The organism is Niallia sp. Man26 (assembly GCF_022049065.2).
Classification (GTDB): Bacteria; Bacillota; Bacilli; order Bacillales; family Cytobacillaceae; genus Niallia.
In genome coordinates, this window is the sequence record NZ_CP095743.1 from 1738431 (window position 1) to 1754715 (window position 16285).

Sequence of the window (16285 nt, forward strand, 5' to 3'; positions counted from 1 at the left end):
CCCTGTCCTTTTTAGCACCATATGTCTATATAGAAAGGGAAAGGAGGTGATGTTAATCATGGCACAAATTGTGTTGAAAGAAACTAGTATTAAGCTGCATTTTCAAAACGGTGTTAAGGAAAATGGTGACCCCCAGTTAATCAGCAAAACCTTTAATCTCGTCAAGCCAACTGCTTCTGCTGATCAGATTCTGCAGGCAGCCGACTCTATTGAAACGATTGTGAGTTTCCCTGTTTATTCTGTAACAAAGCATGAAAGCTATGATATTTCAAGATAAAGAATTCTTGCATAGAAAGGTGGTGAAAAGAATGGCGAAAACACTTGAATTGACCTTTAGCGCCGCAAATGGCAAACAGTCTAAACTAACTTTAGGTGAGCCGCAGGAGCCAATAGATTTGGAAGCTATGAAAACGGCAATGGACAGCATTATTGCAGCCGGCGTTTTTACTACAGCTAATGGTGATTTAATTTCCCCGAAAGGTGCACGGGTAATTGAACGAAATGTTACCGAGTATGAACTGTAGCAGAAGAAGGGGCAGTTTTTTTTCTGTCCCTTTTTAACTAAAAGTAGAGGTGAAGGCAATGACTGAATGGATGGCAGTAATCAGTGAAGCTGGCTTTCCGATCGCTGTCAGTATGTATTTACTGTACAGGATTGAAATAAGATTAGACTCGATGATTCAGTCAATTGATAGTCTGCCAGATAGGATGAAATAATAGTAATAAAATTTCTGGGGTAATTATCTGAAAAATGAAAGGGTTTTCTATTGACAATAATAACTAAAAATGTTAAATTTACATTAACCGTTAGTTAACGTATTTACGTGTTACAGCCTTTTTTTTCATAGTTTTAAAGATTGGCATTCGTAATAAAAATGCGGGATAAAATGGTAATTTTAAGGGAAGCTTTTTAGCTAATAGGAGGATATTTTCATGAACAACGGCAAAGTAAAATGGTTTAATGCAGAAAAAGGTTTCGGATTTATTGAACAAGAAAACGGAAACGACGTATTTGTACACTATTCTGCTATTCAAACAGAAGGCTTCAAGTCTTTAGAAGAAGGACAAGAAGTTGAATTTGAAGTAGTAGAAGGCGCACGTGGCCCTCAAGCTGCTAATGTTAATAAAAAATAATATACTAACATAAATATATTAGGGGATGCTTCCACAAGAAGCATCCCCTAATTTGTATTGTCAAAAAATCTCATAAACTGCAAAACTCAATTGTTTGCTATAATGAAGGATAGTCTCCATAGTAATACTAGATAACGAAATTTTAATATATATAGTTTTTTGAGGTGATAGATTTGAAATTCATTCATACTGCAGATTGGCATTTAGGAAAGCTTGTTCATGGTTTGTATATGACAGAGGACCAAAGGCATATGCTTAATCAATTTGTTGAGCTTGCGAAGGAAGAACAGCCGGATGGCATTATTATTGCCGGGGATTTATATGATCGCTCCATACCTCCTACAGAAGCAGTGAACCTGCTTGATGAGGTGTTATATACCATTAACGTTGAATTGAATATTCCGATTCTAGCTGTTTCTGGCAATCATGACAGTGCAGAACGATTGTCTTTCGGAAGCTCATGGTATAAACAAAACAAATTTTTCTTAAACGGCAAAATCGAAAATAGCCTTGCGCCAATTCATATGAAAGGCGTTAACTTTTATTTAGTGCCTTATTGTGAGCCGGTAACTGTAAGAGAATTTCTCGGAGATTCTTCCATCGTTAATCACCATGATGCAATGAAAGCAATCGTCGGCAAAATAGAAGCTCAATTGAATGCGAGCGAACCGAATATCCTTATAGGACATAGCTTCGTTCTAGGCGGGAAAACAACAGACTCAGAAAGAGTCCTGTCTGTTGGTGGTTCAGGCTGTGTCGGTGCAGAAGTGTTCGCGCCTTTTTCGTACACTGCTTTAGGCCATCTTCACAGTCCAGATGCTTTAAATCATCAATCAGTTAAATATTCAGGCAGTTTAATGAAGTATTCCTTTTCAGAAGCAAAACAGCGTAAATCTGTATCTATTATCGAAATGGATGATAAAGGCAACTTCACAGAGCGCTTCCATACCTTTACACCAAAAAAAGACATGCGAGAATTAGAGGGATATATGGAAGAATTGCTCGATCCAAGCTTTTATGGGCAGCAAAAAATAGATGATTATTTAAAAATAACGATTTTAGATGAAGGAGCCATTTTGGATCCTATTCAAAAGCTGAGACAGGTGTACCCAAACGTTCTTCATCTTGAACGTAAATTAGAAAATATTGATAAAAAGAAAAAGTCATCTTTAACAGAAAAAGACCAGAAGCGAAAAACAGAGCTTGATTTATTTATGTCCTTTTATGAAGAGATGACAACAGCTGAGTTTACAGAAGAAAAGCGCCAGATGATTAGTGATGTCATCAATCAGGTCAGAAGGGAGGAAGCGTTGAAATGAGGCCTCTAAAATTGACAATGCAGGCCTTTGGGCCGTATGCAAAAACAGAAGTAATCGATTTTACTAAGCTTGGAACTCGGACCATGTTCGTTATTTCAGGCAAAACAGGAGCAGGGAAAACGACGATTTTTGATGGCATAAGCTATGCTATCTATGGAAAAGCAAGCGGAGAAGACCGGAATGGCCCTGAATTGCGAAGCCAATTTGCAAGTGACTCTTTACCAACAGAAGTGAGCCTTGATTTTAAATTAAGGGATAAACGGTATCTTATCACAAGGTCACCACAGCAGGAGAAGAAGAAAGAAAGAGGCGACGGCTTCACAACAATTGGCGCAAAAGCAGAGTTATATGTGTATGACGAAAATGGGGAATTAAAGAATATTGCGTCTTCCATTCGTGATGTTGAGGAAAAAATTAAAGAGATAATGCAAATTGACAGCAATCAATTTCGCCAAATTCTTATGATACCACAAGGAGAGTTCAGAAAGCTTCTCACTTCAGACAGCAAGGAGAAGGAAGCGATTCTTCAGCGTCTCTTCCATACCGAAATATATAAATATATGGAGGAAAAGCTGAAGGAAAAATCCTCTCATCTAAAGAAGAATGTGGAGCAGCAGCTGTTAATGCGCGCATCTGCTCTTTCGAATATTACTAGCCTATTTGTAGATGAATTGAAAGAATTGCTTCTGCAAGGTAATGATAATGATGTTGTCCTAATGCCGCTTCTTCAAAAGGAATTACAAGCAATGGCGCAAACAGCAGTTCAGTTAAAAACAGAATTGGAAGCAAAGCATAAAGAACGGGATGACCTTAACAATAAAGTGTTTGAGGCAGAAGCTGTTTTAAAGCAAATGAAGCTAAGGGAAGAATTGAAAGAGCAAAAAGATAAGCTCGAACAACAGCGCGAAGCTGTCGAAACGAACGAAAAGACAGCATTATTGGCCCAAAAGGCTGCATTGCTTACCCAACAGGAGGAAATTTGCCATCATTTAAAAAGACAGCTGGACAGATGTGAGCAACAAAAAAATGATTTGACTGCTATTCTTGAAAAAATTTCCGAAAATATAATCCAAGCAGAAAAAGCTTTTCACCAGGAAGTGGATAAAGAGCCGGAACGAAAAAAGCTGTCTGAATATATTGCTTATCTAAAAACAATCCAGCATGATGTGGAGCAGTTTTCTAAATTAGAAGAAGCCGTAGTCAAGGCGTCTGCGCAAATAAGCCAGCAAGAAGCAAACAAGCAGTTTCTAGTAAAAGAAAAAGCCCAGCACGAAAAAGACGTTCAAGCATTAAAAGCAAACAAGCAAGAACTTGAAAAAAATAAACTTACCCTTTTGGAAAACAAAGGAATATTAGCAGATAAAAGATACTTATTGGAAAAGCTTGAAAAGCTTATATCCGTTGAAAATAAAATTGCAGAACGCACAGTAGAAGTCCAAAACAAAACGAAATTGGCAGCCCATAATACGGCCCGCTTCGAGGATGCTAAAGCGCTTGTTGAGAAACTAGAGGAGAACTGGCTTGCAGCACAAAGCTACCATTTAGCTCAAACACTTGAACAAGACAAGCCATGTCCTGTCTGTGGCAGCACGCATCACCCTAACCCTAAAAACAACCATGGAACAATGCCGACACAGGAAGATATTAAAAGTGCGAAAGCAGATTTAGCTGTCATTGAGAAGGAAAAGATTGCTGCAGAAAATGACTTGCTGCAGACAAATTCGCAAATTAGCTTCCTAGAAGAGCAGAAGACGGCAACAAGAGTGGAACTAGAAGAGGTTAGACAGGATGCTGTAAGTAAATCTGCTGCAGACATGAAGCAAATAGTACTACAGGAAACAGAAGAATTAGAGCGTGAGCAGCGCAAGTTAGAGCTTTCTGCAAGCAAGCTCGAAAAGCTTAATAGTACGATTACAGAGCTGGAAAAGGCAATGGATGTAAATACTGCTCGTATGGAAAAGACAACAGAGCAAATTCATCAGTTAACCTTAAAAAAGACAGAATCAGAATCAGCCCTTAATACAATGAGGAATGCAGTCCCAGAAAATCTTCGGAACAGTGCTAGCTTTAAACAGGAGCTCTCAGCCTCTGAGTCTAAGCTTGCTCTTCTGGAGGAAGCATACAGCAAATCACAGGCTGCCTTGCAGGAAATGAAAACGAAACAGCAAAAAGAACTTGGCATTATGGAAAGCTTGGACAAGCAGCATAAGGATATTGCTGCGAACCTGCAAACAGAACGGAAAATTTTCTTGGATAAGATGACAGGAGAAGGTTTTTCCACATACGGACAATTTCATCAAGCGAAGCTGCCTGCAAGTGAGATTGAAGCATTGCTGGCTAGCATACAGCAATATAAGGAACAATACCGTTCAATTAGGGATCGCTATCATGATTTGGACGAAATACTTCGGGATGTGAAAACACCTGATATGGAATCACTGTTGGCAAGACGGAAAGACTTGGATGAAGTCATCAGCCAGAAGCAGCAGGAGCATACAAATCTGCTCATAAAAGAAAATGATAATAAAGAAATTATGAGCAAGGTGGAGAAAATCAATCAAGAAATTAAAGAACTAGAAGAGAGCTATAAGCTTATCGGTCATTTATATGATATTACAAGAGGGCAGAACACATACAGAATGACGTTTGAGCGTTATGTATTGGCGGCATTCCTTGATGATATATTAAAAGAGGCCAACAGCAGGCTTGTGAAGATGACAAGCGGAAGATATCAGCTCATGAGAAAGAAGGACAGATCGAAAGGAAATGTTCAAAGTGGGCTTGAGCTGCTTGTCTTTGACCAATATACTGGACAAGAACGGCATGTTAAAACTTTATCAGGCGGAGAAAGCTTTAAAGCTGCCCTGTCGTTAGCATTGGGACTTGCAGATGTTGTTCAAGCATATGCTGGCGGTGTTTCTTTGGAAACCATGTTCATTGATGAAGGATTTGGAACATTAGATCCTGAATCATTAGATCAAGCAATTGAAACATTGATGGAAATTCAAAGCTCCGGCAGATTGGTTGGAATTATTTCTCATGTGCCTGAGTTAAAGGAAAGAATTGATGTACAATTAGAAGTTATTGCAGGACAAAGTGGAAGCACCACACAGTTCCATCATTTGTTTTAATAGACAGATAAAGTAGCAATACACTAGGGATATACTCCTAGTGTATTGCTTTTTTTGCTTTGCGCTTTCTTTCTTTTATATGGTAATACAGTAATCATCCGGAAAAATACTAGGCTTAATATACTGTTTTCTGTGAACGTTTATAGTATTTTTATACTTGCTGCTGCAAAAAAGGAAATGAACACCAAAACATCCAGCTTTTACGCATAGGAATCTAGCAGGTTAGTTATTAGAATAAAAGTCAGATAGACAACAACACACCAAAAGGAGAATGCTGCTACATGAAAAAACAGCTGCTAACTGTTTGTGCAACAGCGACTATATTTTTTGCCGGATTTCAAACAAATGCAAGTGCTCATGAAAAGAAGTATGTAGTAAAATCAGGAGATACATTATGGAAGATTTCTGCTGCCAATAATGTTTCTGTTGCGAATCTTACTGCTTATAATAATTTAAATGGTTCTATTATTAAGGTAGGACAAGAGCTGACATTGCTTCCGACTCATATTCATTACACGGTGAAAAGCGGTGATTCATTGTCTAAAATTGCTGTCACGTATAATACGACAGCAGCAAAGATTAAAGAATGGAACGGTTTGACAAGCGATATTATTAAAGTTGGTCAATCATTAATGATCGTCACGTCTCAAGGTACAGCTACGAATACTACTGAAACAGCTTCAACAGTGACAACGTACAAGGTTGCCAGCGGAGACTCGTTATGGTCGATCGCAACAAAGTTTAAGATTACAGTCGATCAATTAAAAACGTGGAATAAGTTAAGCACAGACACCATTTATGTTGGACAAGCCTTAAATGTTAAGGCACCTGCATCTGGCGAGTCAACTGCTCCCACTCAAAACACAGCTAGTAAAGCTGATGCATTAATTGCTGAAGCACAAAAATATATTGGTGTTCCGTACGTATGGGGCGGAAGTACACCATCTGGTTTTGACTGCAGCGGGTTCATTAATTATGTTTTCTCAAAAGTAGGTCTTTCTATTCCTAGAACAGTTGCAACAATTTGGAATGCTGGAACTCAAGTTTCAACACCTGAAGTAGGCGATATCGTGTTTTATGAGACAACTTCTGGTCCATCACATGCTGGTATTTATATGGGGAATAATAAATTTATTCATGCTGGATCTTCAACAGGTGTTACAATTACAGATATGAGCAATTCATACTGGAAACCACGTTATTTAGGCGTAAAATCATATTTCTAATAAATAGAGAACTCCTTTCTATATCAGTATTGCTCGGAAATCTCGAGGAGCTTTAATTGCTAATAAAGAAAGAGGCTTTCTAAGATAATTAGGGCATGGCTTTTTATCACAAAAGTGATTTTTAGCACATGTCCTTTTTGGTTGTCCTGCTATAATGGACGGTGAATAAGCGTCCTATATTTTTTTATTATTTGACTTCTGAATAATAAGAAAAATAAAAAAATACAACGAAATGGAAAATTTGTAGTACTATTTTGATAAAAAGCGACTTAAACATAGTTTCAAAATAGATTTTTAGTTAGTACACATGTTTAATTAGTATATAGGACAGTTGCGAATAGCTGCAAAATCTGGCCATTATTAGTAAAATGGAAAAAGGGGCATAATGCATGAGATTTTTTTTAGTAGATGATGATGGAGCAATCCGATCTGTAATGAGGCATATCATTGAGGGTGAAAAGCTTGGCTCTGTTATTGGAGAAGCGGAAACAGGCTGTAAAGTGACAAGCAATGTATTGCAATTTAATGATATCGACATTGTCATCATGGATTTACTGATGCCAGAGCGTGATGGTATTGAAACAATAAAGTCCTGGAACAGAGAGTTTAAAGGCAAAGTTATCATGCTTTCTCAAGTTGAAACAAAAGAATTAATCGGCGATGCCTATGCTGAAGGCGTTGATTATTATGTGACAAAACCAATTAACAAAAAGGAATTAGTTGCTGTTATAAATAAAGTGATTCAATCCATTCAGCTGGAGAAAACCGTTAATGATATTCGCTGTTCACTTAACAGTTTATTGACTTCAAATGGGAAAAACACCGCAGACGGTACAGCAGTTGCTCAAGCAAGTGTAAAAATTGTCGAATCAGCAGAGTTTTTGCTGTCAGAACTTGGTATCATCGGGGAAAACGGCAGCAAAGATTTACTGGAAATGGTTCAATATTTATATGAACATGAAATAAATGATGGGTTTGATCTTCATTTTCCTTCTTTAAAGGAGCTGTTTGAAAAGCTGTCATTTATGAGACTTGGCGAAGCAGCATCACCACTTGAGCTGAACAGAGAGACGAAAGCTAGTGAACAGCGAGTACGGAGGGCCATTTATCAATCGATTACCCATTGGGCGAACATTGGTTTAAGTGCGTCAACTAATGCAAAATTTGAAAATTACGCGACAAAGTTTTTTGATTTTTCAACTATAAGGTGTAAGATGACAGAACTCAGCAATGAACAGGAAGTTTCACCAAAGCAAGTGAAAATTCACACGAAAAAGTTTATTCAAGTGCTTTATTTTGAGGCGAAAAAGTTAAGCAGCAGCAGGTGATATAAATATGTGTTGCTATTTGTTAACTAAGCAATAATATTATAGAAGAAACAAGGAGAGAATTATTGAAAAAAACAAATAAAAGAAAGAGCAGGAATATTGCCAGCTTCCTTTTAGTTTGTCTGATTTTATGTCTATTTGTTGTTGTGTACTGGCAGGAAAAGCAGCCTGTAAAAAAAGAAAATGTTCCAATGCCGACAGAACTAAATGAGACCGTTGCTAAAAAAAGAGATGAGCTAATAAGCTTAGCAGCAGACAAAGGAATCAATGTGGTTATAACGGCAGATTTCAGAAGCGCAGAGGAACAGGATGAACTGTATGCCCAAGGCAGGACTGCAGATGGAGATATTGTGACAAATGCTAAGGGCGGCGAATCCTATCATAACTATGGATTGGCAATCGATTTTGCCTTAATGAATATAAATGGGGAAGTCATTTGGGATATGGAATATGACGGAAACGGCAATTCAAAAGATGACTGGTCGGAGGTTGTCGAAATAGCTAAATCCTTAGGATTTGAGTGGGGCGGCGATTGGATCAGCTTTAAGGATTATCCACATTTTCAAATGGACTTCGGTTTATCGATTGAAGACTTGCAAAATGGGGAACGTCCATAAAAAAACAGCAGCAAAATGACATTGCCGCTGTTTTTTTTATGAATAATTTAAGTTATTTAACCATTTCACTCCATACATAAGCATAAATTAAGCTTGCCGTTGCCTCAATCGAGGAAAAATGCGTTCTTTCATACGCATGAGATGAATCAATTCCAGGACCAATTAATCCATGTATAATATCATGTCCTGATCGGATGGCAGCAGAAGCATCGGAGCCGTAATAGGGGTAAATATCAAGCTGGTATGGAATACTGTTATCTTCTGCGAGCTTCACCAGCTTTTTACGGAGCCCTAAATGATAAGGACCGCTTGCATCTTTTACGCAAATGGAAACAGTATACTCATCTGTTGATTGGCCATCACCCATTGCACCCATATCAACAGCCAAATACTCAACCGTTTCTGCTGGTATATTGGAATTTCCGCCATAGCCAATTTCTTCGTTATTGGAAATAAGGAAATGAGTTGTATAGGGTAGAGTATCTGTTGCAGCTTGCAGTTTCTTTATAATATGCAAAAGAATTGCAACACTAGCTTTATCGTCTAAGTGACGAGATTTAATAAAGCCTGATTTAGTCATTTCTACCCTTGGATAAAACGATACAAAATCACCTACAGCAATTCCTAATTTTTTAACATCCTCTGCAGTAGAGACACGTTCGTCGATTCTGACTTCCATGTTTGCCTGGTTTCTTTCGGCCTTGGCTGCATCTTTATATACATGAACAGATGCTTGATGAAGCAGAATGGTTCCTGTGTATACATCGCCTGTTGCCGTTTCGATGCGGCAGTTTTCACCTTCAATGCTGTTGTAGGTGAAGCCGCCTATTAAGTCAAGACGAAGCCTTCCATTTGCTTTAATTTCCTTCACCATTGCTCCTAGTGTATCGACATGTGCAGTCAGCATCCTATGTTTGTCAGAGCTTTTACCACCAATGGTTGCAATCAAGCCGCCTTTATTATTTCTTTTCGTGCTGATTCCGTCAGCTTGCAGCTGATGTTCTATGTATTCAATAATGGTATCGGTATTGCCAGAAGGGCTGCTTATATTTAATAAGCCCTCTAGTGTCTCAAAGAACTCCTCTTTGTTCCAGTTATTCATGCTAAATTCCTCCTGCTAAAGTATCTATTTTATTATACTTGAAAAATTCTGGAAGATATAGTTTAAAGAAATCCCTGAAATAGGAGGGAAAAATTAATTTGATTAACGAAGTATTTTGATTCTTTTTACTTATAGTATTTCACTAGCATTTTTTTTGTAATTAATGTAAGATGGGTTTAATTTGAAGAATTTATATGCTTTTTGTAAACACTATGTGAAGGATATTAGTGGAAAAGAAGGCATATTTATTTATTTCTCTTTGAATCATCCTGTGTTATAATTTTAAACGGTATTTTGATGTAAAGGCAAAACACATCTCGATTAAGGCTGAACATAGGCTTTTACTAATTGTATTAGGATTAGACAATAAAATTTACAAAAAAAAGGCTAAGTAAGAAGCCGATGAAATCAGTATTGGATTTTTTGCTACAAACTTGAATTGAGGTGAATATGATTGAAAGGTACAGCGGAATTAATGAAGAAATTTTTCTCTAAACATTCTTCTTTCTTTTTAATCGCCATTATTTTATTTTGGATGAAAACGTATATTGCTTATAAGGTTGAGTTCAGCCTTGGAGTCGAAGGTGCACTGCAGCAATTCCTTCTGTTCTTAAACCCGTTAAGCTCTGCTTTATTCTTTATAGGACTTGCTTTGTTTATTAAAGGAAAAGCACAATCAATCATGATAGTTGTCATAAGTGGAATCATGTCTGCATTGCTTTATGCAAATATCGTGTACTACCGATTCTTTACAGACTTTATCACCGTTCCTGTTGTTATGCAGGTGAAGGTGAACGGTGGCCAGCTCAGCGACAGCATCAACTCGCTGATGAGCATATTTGATATCCTGTACTTCCTGGATGTGATTATACTAATAGTATTGCTGGCAACGAAAGTTTATAAACCTAAAGTTCAAAAAAATAGAAGAGCTGCCAAATCTGTGTTTGCTCTTGCAATCTTGGTGTTTATCATCAACTTAGGTCTTGCAGAAGCAGATCGTCCACAGCTTTTAAGCAGATCATTTGACCGAAACTATTTGGTGAAATATTTGGGCGCATATAACTTTACGATTTATGATGTCGTGCAGAATGCCCGCTCAGAAAGCCAAAGAGCTCTTGCTGACAGCAGTGATATAACGGAAGTGCAAAACTATATCAACGCTAACTTCGCAGAGCCGAATTCCGTTTATTATGGAAAAGCGGAAGGCAAAAACGTCGTTTATATTTCTCTTGAATCACTGCAAAGCTTTATTATTAACTACAAGCTTAACGGAGAAGAAGTTACGCCGTTCTTGAATTCTCTTGTTGGTAACCAAAACACATTCTATTTCGAAAACTTCTTCCATCAAACAGGCCAGGGGAAAACCTCTGACGCTGAGTTCATGATGGATAACTCTTTGTATGGAATGAGCCAAGGCTCAGTGTTCGTGAACAAAGCGCAAAACACATTGCAGTCTGCTCCAGCTATCCTGAAGACAAAAGGCTATGTTTCTGCGGCGTTCCACGGTAACTACAAGACTTTCTGGAACAGAAATGAAATGTACAAATCAATTGGTTATGATTATTTCTTTGATGCAGAATACTATGATATGTCCGAAGAAAATACAAAGAACTACGGTATGAAGGATATTCCTTTCTTTAAGGAAAGCATGCCGCTCTTAAAATCATTGCAACAGCCGTTCTATACAAAATTCATCACATTGTCTAACCACCATCCTTTTGAAATGGATGAAGGAGATACGGACTTCCCTGCTGGTGATTTTGGCGATTCTGTTGTAAACGACTATTTCCAATCTGCTCATTATCTTGATGAGTCGATTAAAGAATTCTTCAGCTACTTGAAAGAAGAAGGTTTATATGACGACACAATGGTTGTCATGTACGGAGACCATTATGGTATTTCTGAAAACCATAATACTGCAATGGCAAAGGTTATGGGTGTTGATGAAATTACACCGTTAATGAATGCGCAGCTGCAACGTGTCCCATTATTCATTCACGTTCCTGGTGCTGAAGGAAAAGTTGTCAGCGAGTATGGCGGCGACGTTGATGTTATGCCGACAGTGCTTCATTTATTAGGCGTAGACACAAAGGATTATCTGCAAATCGGATCTGATTTGCTGTCAAAAGATCATCGTGAAACAATACCGTTCCGTAACGGAGACTATGTGTCACCGACCGTAACAAAAATCGGAGACAATTGTTATGATACGAATAGCGGTGATTTATTAGACAGCAAAGAATGTGCACAGCAAGCAGAAAGTGCAGCAGCAGAGCTGCAAACATCTGATGCTATCGTAAATAAAGATCTGCTGCGTTTCTATACGCCAAAAGGGTTCACGCCAATTAATCGAGATGATTACAGCTATGTAAAAAATGGTGAAGATTCAACAGAGTCTGAAACAGAAACAAATGCAACAACAGATAGTGGCGAATAAAAGTAAAGCCGTTTATCCAATTGGATAAACGGCTTTTTTATTTGCAAACAACAGCTTTTATTCCTTTTATATAAGCTTTATAAAAATTGTACTTTTATTTCTCAAAAAGTACTTGTAACAGCGATAGGATGGGAGTATTATTACTAGTGGAAAAGTTCAGAATTCGAAATAAATTTTGATAGGAAAAACTATTCGATAAAAGGATGGATTCAATAATGGATGAGCATGAACAGGTGAATAGCGCTAATGAAAAATGGAGTATTAAAAACGGGATTTATACTACTCTCATTCTTAATATCTCTAATAATTATTTTCCTCTTTTCGCTATTAGTGTTCTTGGTGTTAGTAACTATGAGCTTGGACTGATCGGCTCATTGCCGCAATTTGTTGGAATGTTTGCGATGATTATAGGTTCCGTCATCATGAACAGGCTGCAAAGTAAAAAAATGTTTACAGTATATTCCTTTATGATGGCGCGTATCTTTCTAATTGGGATGGCATTAGTTGTTTTCCTGCCAGAGACAATGCAAAGCTGGACATTTATTCTCCTTGTCGCTTTGATGAATCTGCCTTTTTCCTTTGCTAATTTATCATGGCAGGCTTTAATTGCTGATATGTTTCAGAAACGAGGCGAAATATATTTTTTAGCACGCGCAATAAGGTTATGACAATTGTAGCAATGATATCAACTTTCCTTGTCGGTTTGTTTCTGCAGCTGTTTGATTCAAGCAATCCGTTGCCATACCAGCTGTTATTTATCGCTGCCTTCCTTTGCGGAATAGTTGAAATTATCTATTTAAAAAGACATGTCGAACCGATAAAAGAAAAACCAAAAACAGCTGTTAAAAAATCATTGTTTGGTTTAACAGTTTTTAAGCATAAACCTTTTTTATATTTTCTGCTATGCAGTTTGTTTTTTAATTTTGCATGGCAAATGTGCTGGTCATTATTCAGCATCTATCAAATAAAGTACGCTGGAGCTACTGGTTTATGGATCAGTTTGTTTGCTGTCGCCAACTCCATCGGACAAATTGTCAGCTTTAAATGGTGGGGCAGGATGGCTGAAAAGCATTCCCATTCTAAAATGCTTGTCCTTGTATCGTTAGGGATGGCAACAACTCCATTTATGACGGTGCTATCCACTAATTTACCTTATATAGTTGCTGTTAATCTCCTTGCTGGACTATTCGTGTCAGGAACGGTTCTGCTATTGTTTAATCAGCTGCTGGACAGCACCAATGAAGAAACAAGAAGTCAAAGTATATCAAATTATAATATCCTTTTGGCACTTGTTGCATTTGTAGCACCCCAAGCAGGTGTAGTGCTGCTGGAAATGACGAATATATACAGTGCGATGAATATATCATCTGTTTTGAGAGCGTTAAGCGGTGTATTTTTCTTTGCTTATTACGTATACTTAAAGAGAAAAGATACGCTTCTTTTGAAAAGAACCGCGGCGAAGATTTAAAAAATGAAAACGCAAAAAATCCCATGCTTCTTATTAGCATGGGATGATTTCTATAGATATGTAAAGAAAATTATGATATACTTGAAAAGTTATAAATAACAACATATAAAAATATTTATAACTATCTAATATTATATTATCATAAAAAATCCTGCTTGTCAAATAGTAAAGTACAAGGAGTGGTAGAAAAAATGAGCAAAAAGGATATAGAAGAAATCTCAACAGAGCAACAAAGAGCAGATATGGTAATACAGGAAATCGGCAAAAAAATAAATAAATTAGAAGCAAACAGAAAAGAAGTTGGCGGTGATGCAGGACACCTTCGTGAAACTTTTTGGGAAGATGTCACGGTTAACCTTGACGAGCCTGATGACGTCTTAGAGACGCATATCAGTCTTAGACAGCAGGCAGAACTGTTGGGTGAAAGAGAGCGAAGCATCGGCCAAATACATAAGCAGCTAAAGACATTAGAGAAACTGCAGTACTCACCATACTTTGGCCGAATTGATTTTAAGGAAGAAGGCGAAGAAGCAGAAGCCATTTATATTGGCATTACTTCCTTGATGGACCAAAACGAAGAAAATTTCTTAATATATGATTGGAGAGCGCCTATTTCCAGTGTCTATTATGATTATTCGCCAGGTGCGGCTGCATATATGACACCAGAAGGAGAAATTGGTGGAGAGCTTTTATTAAAAAGGCAATTTCTGATTCGTGATGGAAAAATTCTAAATCTTTTTGATACTGGCGTAACGATCGGTGACGAATTGCTCCTTGAGGTGCTCGGCACTAATGCAAGCTCGATGATGAAAAGCATTGTCGCCACCATTCAAAAGGAGCAGAACAAAATCATCCGCAATGAAACGAGCAAATATTTAATCGTTCAAGGCGTCGCAGGCAGCGGCAAAACTTCGGCTGCACTGCAGCGTGTCGCATTTCTCCTTTACAGGCACCGTAAGACACTTAAATCGGATAATATCATGCTGTTTTCACCCAATCCGTTATTTAACAGCTATGTCTCCACCGTTCTTCCTGAATTAGGAGAGGAGAATATGCAGCAGACAACTTGGCATGAGTATATTGTCAATCGTGTTGGAAAATCATTAGAAGTGGAAGATCCCTTTTCCCAGCTGGAAGCTCTTCTTTCCGATGAGGATGTGCAAAGCCATAAGCTCCGTCTTGCAGGGATTCAATATAAGAGCAGTCTTTCCTTTAAAAATGAGCTTGATAAATATGTAGAAGGATTAATGCAGGAAGGGATTGTTTTTAAAGATATCTCTTTCCGAAAGAAAGTCCTGATTTCTAAGGAAGAATTAGAACGGAAATTTTATGAGTCCGAAGAGCATATCACTATACCTAATAGAATGCAGCTTCTAAAGGACTGGGCACAAGCAGAAATGCGCAAGCATGCGAAAACAGAAAGAAAACAGAGCTGGGTCGATGAGGAAATGATGCTTCTGGATAAAGAAGATTATTTAAATGCCTTTAAAGAAGCACAGAAAAAAAATAATGACTTAGATGAGTTTACTTATTTTGACAAAGAAGAAGTTGTTCTTCGCAGGGTAATTGTGAACAAACGGTTTAAATCAATTTATAAAAGGATAAAAAATCTCCGGTTTATCGATTACAGCCAAATATACAAAAACGCATTAAGGGAGATTACGCCAACGCCAGCAGAGCTGTCAAACACAGACTGGGACAAAATTATCACTGATACATCGGAGAATCTAGAAAAGAGATTGCTTTGGAATGAAGATGGAACACCTTACTCCTATTTGAAGGATAAGCTTGAAGGGAAAAAAGCAAGCACAAGCATCAGGCAAGTGTTTATCGATGAGGCACAAGACTATTCCGCTTTCCAAATCAGCTATATAAAAGAGCTTTTCCCGTACAGTAAAATGACATTTTTAGGTGACTTAAACCAGGCTATCTTTGCACATGGAAATGATGAATTTATACGGGATGGCAATGAAGACGTCGAGAAAATTACTCTAACGAAAAGTTATCGTTCCACGAAAGAAATCATCGAGTTTACTAGAAGTTTAACTCATAATGGGGATGACATTGAGCCATTTAACCGTCATGGAAATAAGCCAGTCGTTAAGGAAGCTGCTGATAAAGCAGTAATCTTGGCTAATTTGCAAGGAGATTTGCAGACCTTAAAAGAGGCGGGTCATAAAACAATTGCAGTCATCTGTAAAACACAAAAGGAAAGTACAGAAGTATATGACTCCTTAAAAGGATTAGGCGGTGTCCGCTTATTAGAAAAGGGAACTATTTCTTACGAAAAGGGTATTTCTGTTGTTCCTGCCTACTTGGCAAAAGGAATTGAATTTGACGCTGTTATCCTTTATAACAGCTCAGCATATGTGAATGAGCTCGAAAAAGAACTTTTTTATACTGCCTGCACAAGAGCAATGCATGAATTGTATGTTTATAAAGAAAAAGATAAACCTAGTCCATTCCTAAATAATATTGCGGAAGATACTTACACATATATAAAAATTTCAAATTAATCTTAAT

General features: G+C 37.7%; 14 protein-coding genes. 13 read left to right on the forward strand and 1 reads right to left on the reverse strand.

The features are described from left to right. Positions 1–58 precede the first annotated feature (58 nt). The 9 genes from L8T27_RS08860 to L8T27_RS08900 all read left to right on the forward strand — a co-directional run bounded on the left by L8T27_RS08860 (position 59) and on the right by L8T27_RS08900 (position 8755). Positions 59–277 (forward strand): DUF1659 domain-containing protein, encoded by a 219-nt coding sequence (locus L8T27_RS08860; protein WP_233314041.1) that lies wholly within the window; start codon positions 59–61, stop codon positions 275–277. Between the two features lie 31 nt (positions 278–308). Beyond that, the gene (locus tag L8T27_RS08865) at positions 309–524 is read left to right on the forward strand and encodes a DUF2922 domain-containing protein (protein WP_237941318.1); all 216 of its coding nucleotides are present in this window, start codon (positions 309–311) and stop codon (positions 522–524) included. Between the two features lie 58 nt (positions 525–582). Further along, the gene (locus L8T27_RS08870) at positions 583–717 is read left to right on the forward strand and encodes a YvrJ family protein (protein ID WP_233314039.1); all 135 of its coding nucleotides are present in this window, start codon (positions 583–585) and stop codon (positions 715–717) included. A 216-nt stretch (positions 718–933) separates the two neighbouring features. Beyond that, positions 934–1134 carry a cold-shock protein gene (locus L8T27_RS08875; RefSeq protein ID WP_233314038.1) on the forward strand — a complete coding sequence of 67 codons (201 nt, stop codon included), beginning with the start codon at positions 934–936 and terminating at the stop codon, positions 1132–1134. 173 nt (positions 1135–1307) lie between these two features. Beyond that, positions 1308–2453 carry an exonuclease SbcCD subunit D gene (locus L8T27_RS08880; protein ID WP_237941319.1) on the forward strand — a complete coding sequence of 382 codons (1146 nt, stop codon included), beginning with the start codon at positions 1308–1310 and terminating at the stop codon, positions 2451–2453. After that, positions 2450–5584, forward strand: coding sequence for an AAA family ATPase (locus L8T27_RS08885; protein WP_237941320.1), 3135 nt, complete (start codon positions 2450–2452; stop codon positions 5582–5584). The genes L8T27_RS08880 and L8T27_RS08885 overlap by 4 nt, the downstream gene beginning before the upstream one ends. 281 nt (positions 5585–5865) lie before the next feature. Beyond that, positions 5866–6810 carry a C40 family peptidase gene (locus tag L8T27_RS08890; protein WP_237941321.1) on the forward strand — a complete coding sequence of 315 codons (945 nt, stop codon included), beginning with the start codon at positions 5866–5868 and terminating at the stop codon, positions 6808–6810. A 389-nt stretch (positions 6811–7199) separates the two neighbouring features. Then, the gene (locus L8T27_RS08895; RefSeq protein WP_233314034.1) at positions 7200–8138 is read left to right on the forward strand and encodes a response regulator; all 939 of its coding nucleotides are present in this window, start codon (positions 7200–7202) and stop codon (positions 8136–8138) included. A gap of 65 nt (positions 8139–8203) precedes the next feature. Next, positions 8204–8755 (forward strand): M15 family metallopeptidase, encoded by a 552-nt coding sequence (locus tag L8T27_RS08900; protein ID WP_233314033.1) that lies wholly within the window; start codon positions 8204–8206, stop codon positions 8753–8755. 52 nt (positions 8756–8807) lie between these two features. Here the strand turns inward: L8T27_RS08900 and L8T27_RS08905 are convergent, their stop codons facing one another. Next, entirely contained in the window at positions 8808–9857 is a 1050-nt protein-coding gene (locus L8T27_RS08905) for a M42 family metallopeptidase (RefSeq protein WP_237941322.1), read from the reverse strand. A gap of 475 nt (positions 9858–10332) precedes the next feature. On the opposite strand from L8T27_RS08905, the gene ltaS reads away from it, so the two are divergent. The 4 genes from ltaS to helD all read left to right on the forward strand — a co-directional run bounded on the left by ltaS (position 10333) and on the right by helD (position 16278). Beyond that, positions 10333–12294, forward strand: a complete 1962-nt coding sequence (ltaS, locus tag L8T27_RS08910; RefSeq protein ID WP_233314760.1) for a lipoteichoic acid synthase — start codon at positions 10333–10335, stop codon at positions 12292–12294. Positions 12295–12509: 215 nt separating this feature from the next. Continuing rightward, positions 12510–12962 (forward strand): MFS transporter, encoded by a 453-nt coding sequence (locus L8T27_RS08915; RefSeq protein WP_237941323.1) that lies wholly within the window; start codon positions 12510–12512, stop codon positions 12960–12962. After that, entirely contained in the window at positions 12959–13762 is an 804-nt protein-coding gene (locus tag L8T27_RS08920) for an MFS transporter (protein WP_237941324.1), read from the forward strand. Before L8T27_RS08915 ends, L8T27_RS08920 begins: the two co-directional genes overlap by 4 nt. Before the next feature lie 191 nt (positions 13763–13953). Continuing rightward, on the forward strand, positions 13954–16278 hold the full coding sequence (gene helD / locus L8T27_RS08925) for an RNA polymerase recycling motor HelD (protein WP_233314030.1): 2325 nt from the start codon (positions 13954–13956) through the stop codon (positions 16276–16278). Positions 16279–16285 lie beyond the last annotated feature (7 nt).

What these genes read in the sequence shown, in the direction of transcription:
- L8T27_RS08860 (WP_233314041.1), top strand. Translation starts at nt 59, where the DNA reads ATGGCACAAATTGTGTTGAAAGAAACTAGTATTAAGCTGCATTTTCAA.
- L8T27_RS08865 (WP_237941318.1), top strand. Translation starts at nt 309, where the DNA reads ATGGCGAAAACACTTGAATTGACCTTTAGCGCCGCAAATGGCAAACAG.
- L8T27_RS08870 (WP_233314039.1), top strand. Translation starts at nt 583, where the DNA reads ATGACTGAATGGATGGCAGTAATCAGTGAAGCTGGCTTTCCGATCGCT.
- L8T27_RS08875 (WP_233314038.1), top strand. Translation starts at nt 934, where the DNA reads ATGAACAACGGCAAAGTAAAATGGTTTAATGCAGAAAAAGGTTTCGGA.
- L8T27_RS08885 (WP_237941320.1), top strand. Translation starts at nt 2,450, where the DNA reads ATGAGGCCTCTAAAATTGACAATGCAGGCCTTTGGGCCGTATGCAAAA.
- L8T27_RS08890 (WP_237941321.1), top strand. Translation starts at nt 5,866, where the DNA reads ATGAAAAAACAGCTGCTAACTGTTTGTGCAACAGCGACTATATTTTTT.
- L8T27_RS08895 (WP_233314034.1), top strand. Translation starts at nt 7,200, where the DNA reads ATGAGATTTTTTTTAGTAGATGATGATGGAGCAATCCGATCTGTAATG.
- L8T27_RS08905 (WP_237941322.1), bottom strand. Translation starts at nt 9,857, where the DNA reads ATGAATAACTGGAACAAAGAGGAGTTCTTTGAGACACTAGAGGGCTTA.
- ltaS (WP_233314760.1), top strand. Translation starts at nt 10,333, where the DNA reads ATGAAGAAATTTTTCTCTAAACATTCTTCTTTCTTTTTAATCGCCATT.
- L8T27_RS08915 (WP_237941323.1), top strand. Translation starts at nt 12,510, where the DNA reads ATGGATGAGCATGAACAGGTGAATAGCGCTAATGAAAAATGGAGTATT.
- L8T27_RS08920 (WP_237941324.1), top strand. Translation starts at nt 12,959, where the DNA reads ATGACAATTGTAGCAATGATATCAACTTTCCTTGTCGGTTTGTTTCTG.
- helD (WP_233314030.1), top strand. Translation starts at nt 13,954, where the DNA reads ATGAGCAAAAAGGATATAGAAGAAATCTCAACAGAGCAACAAAGAGCA.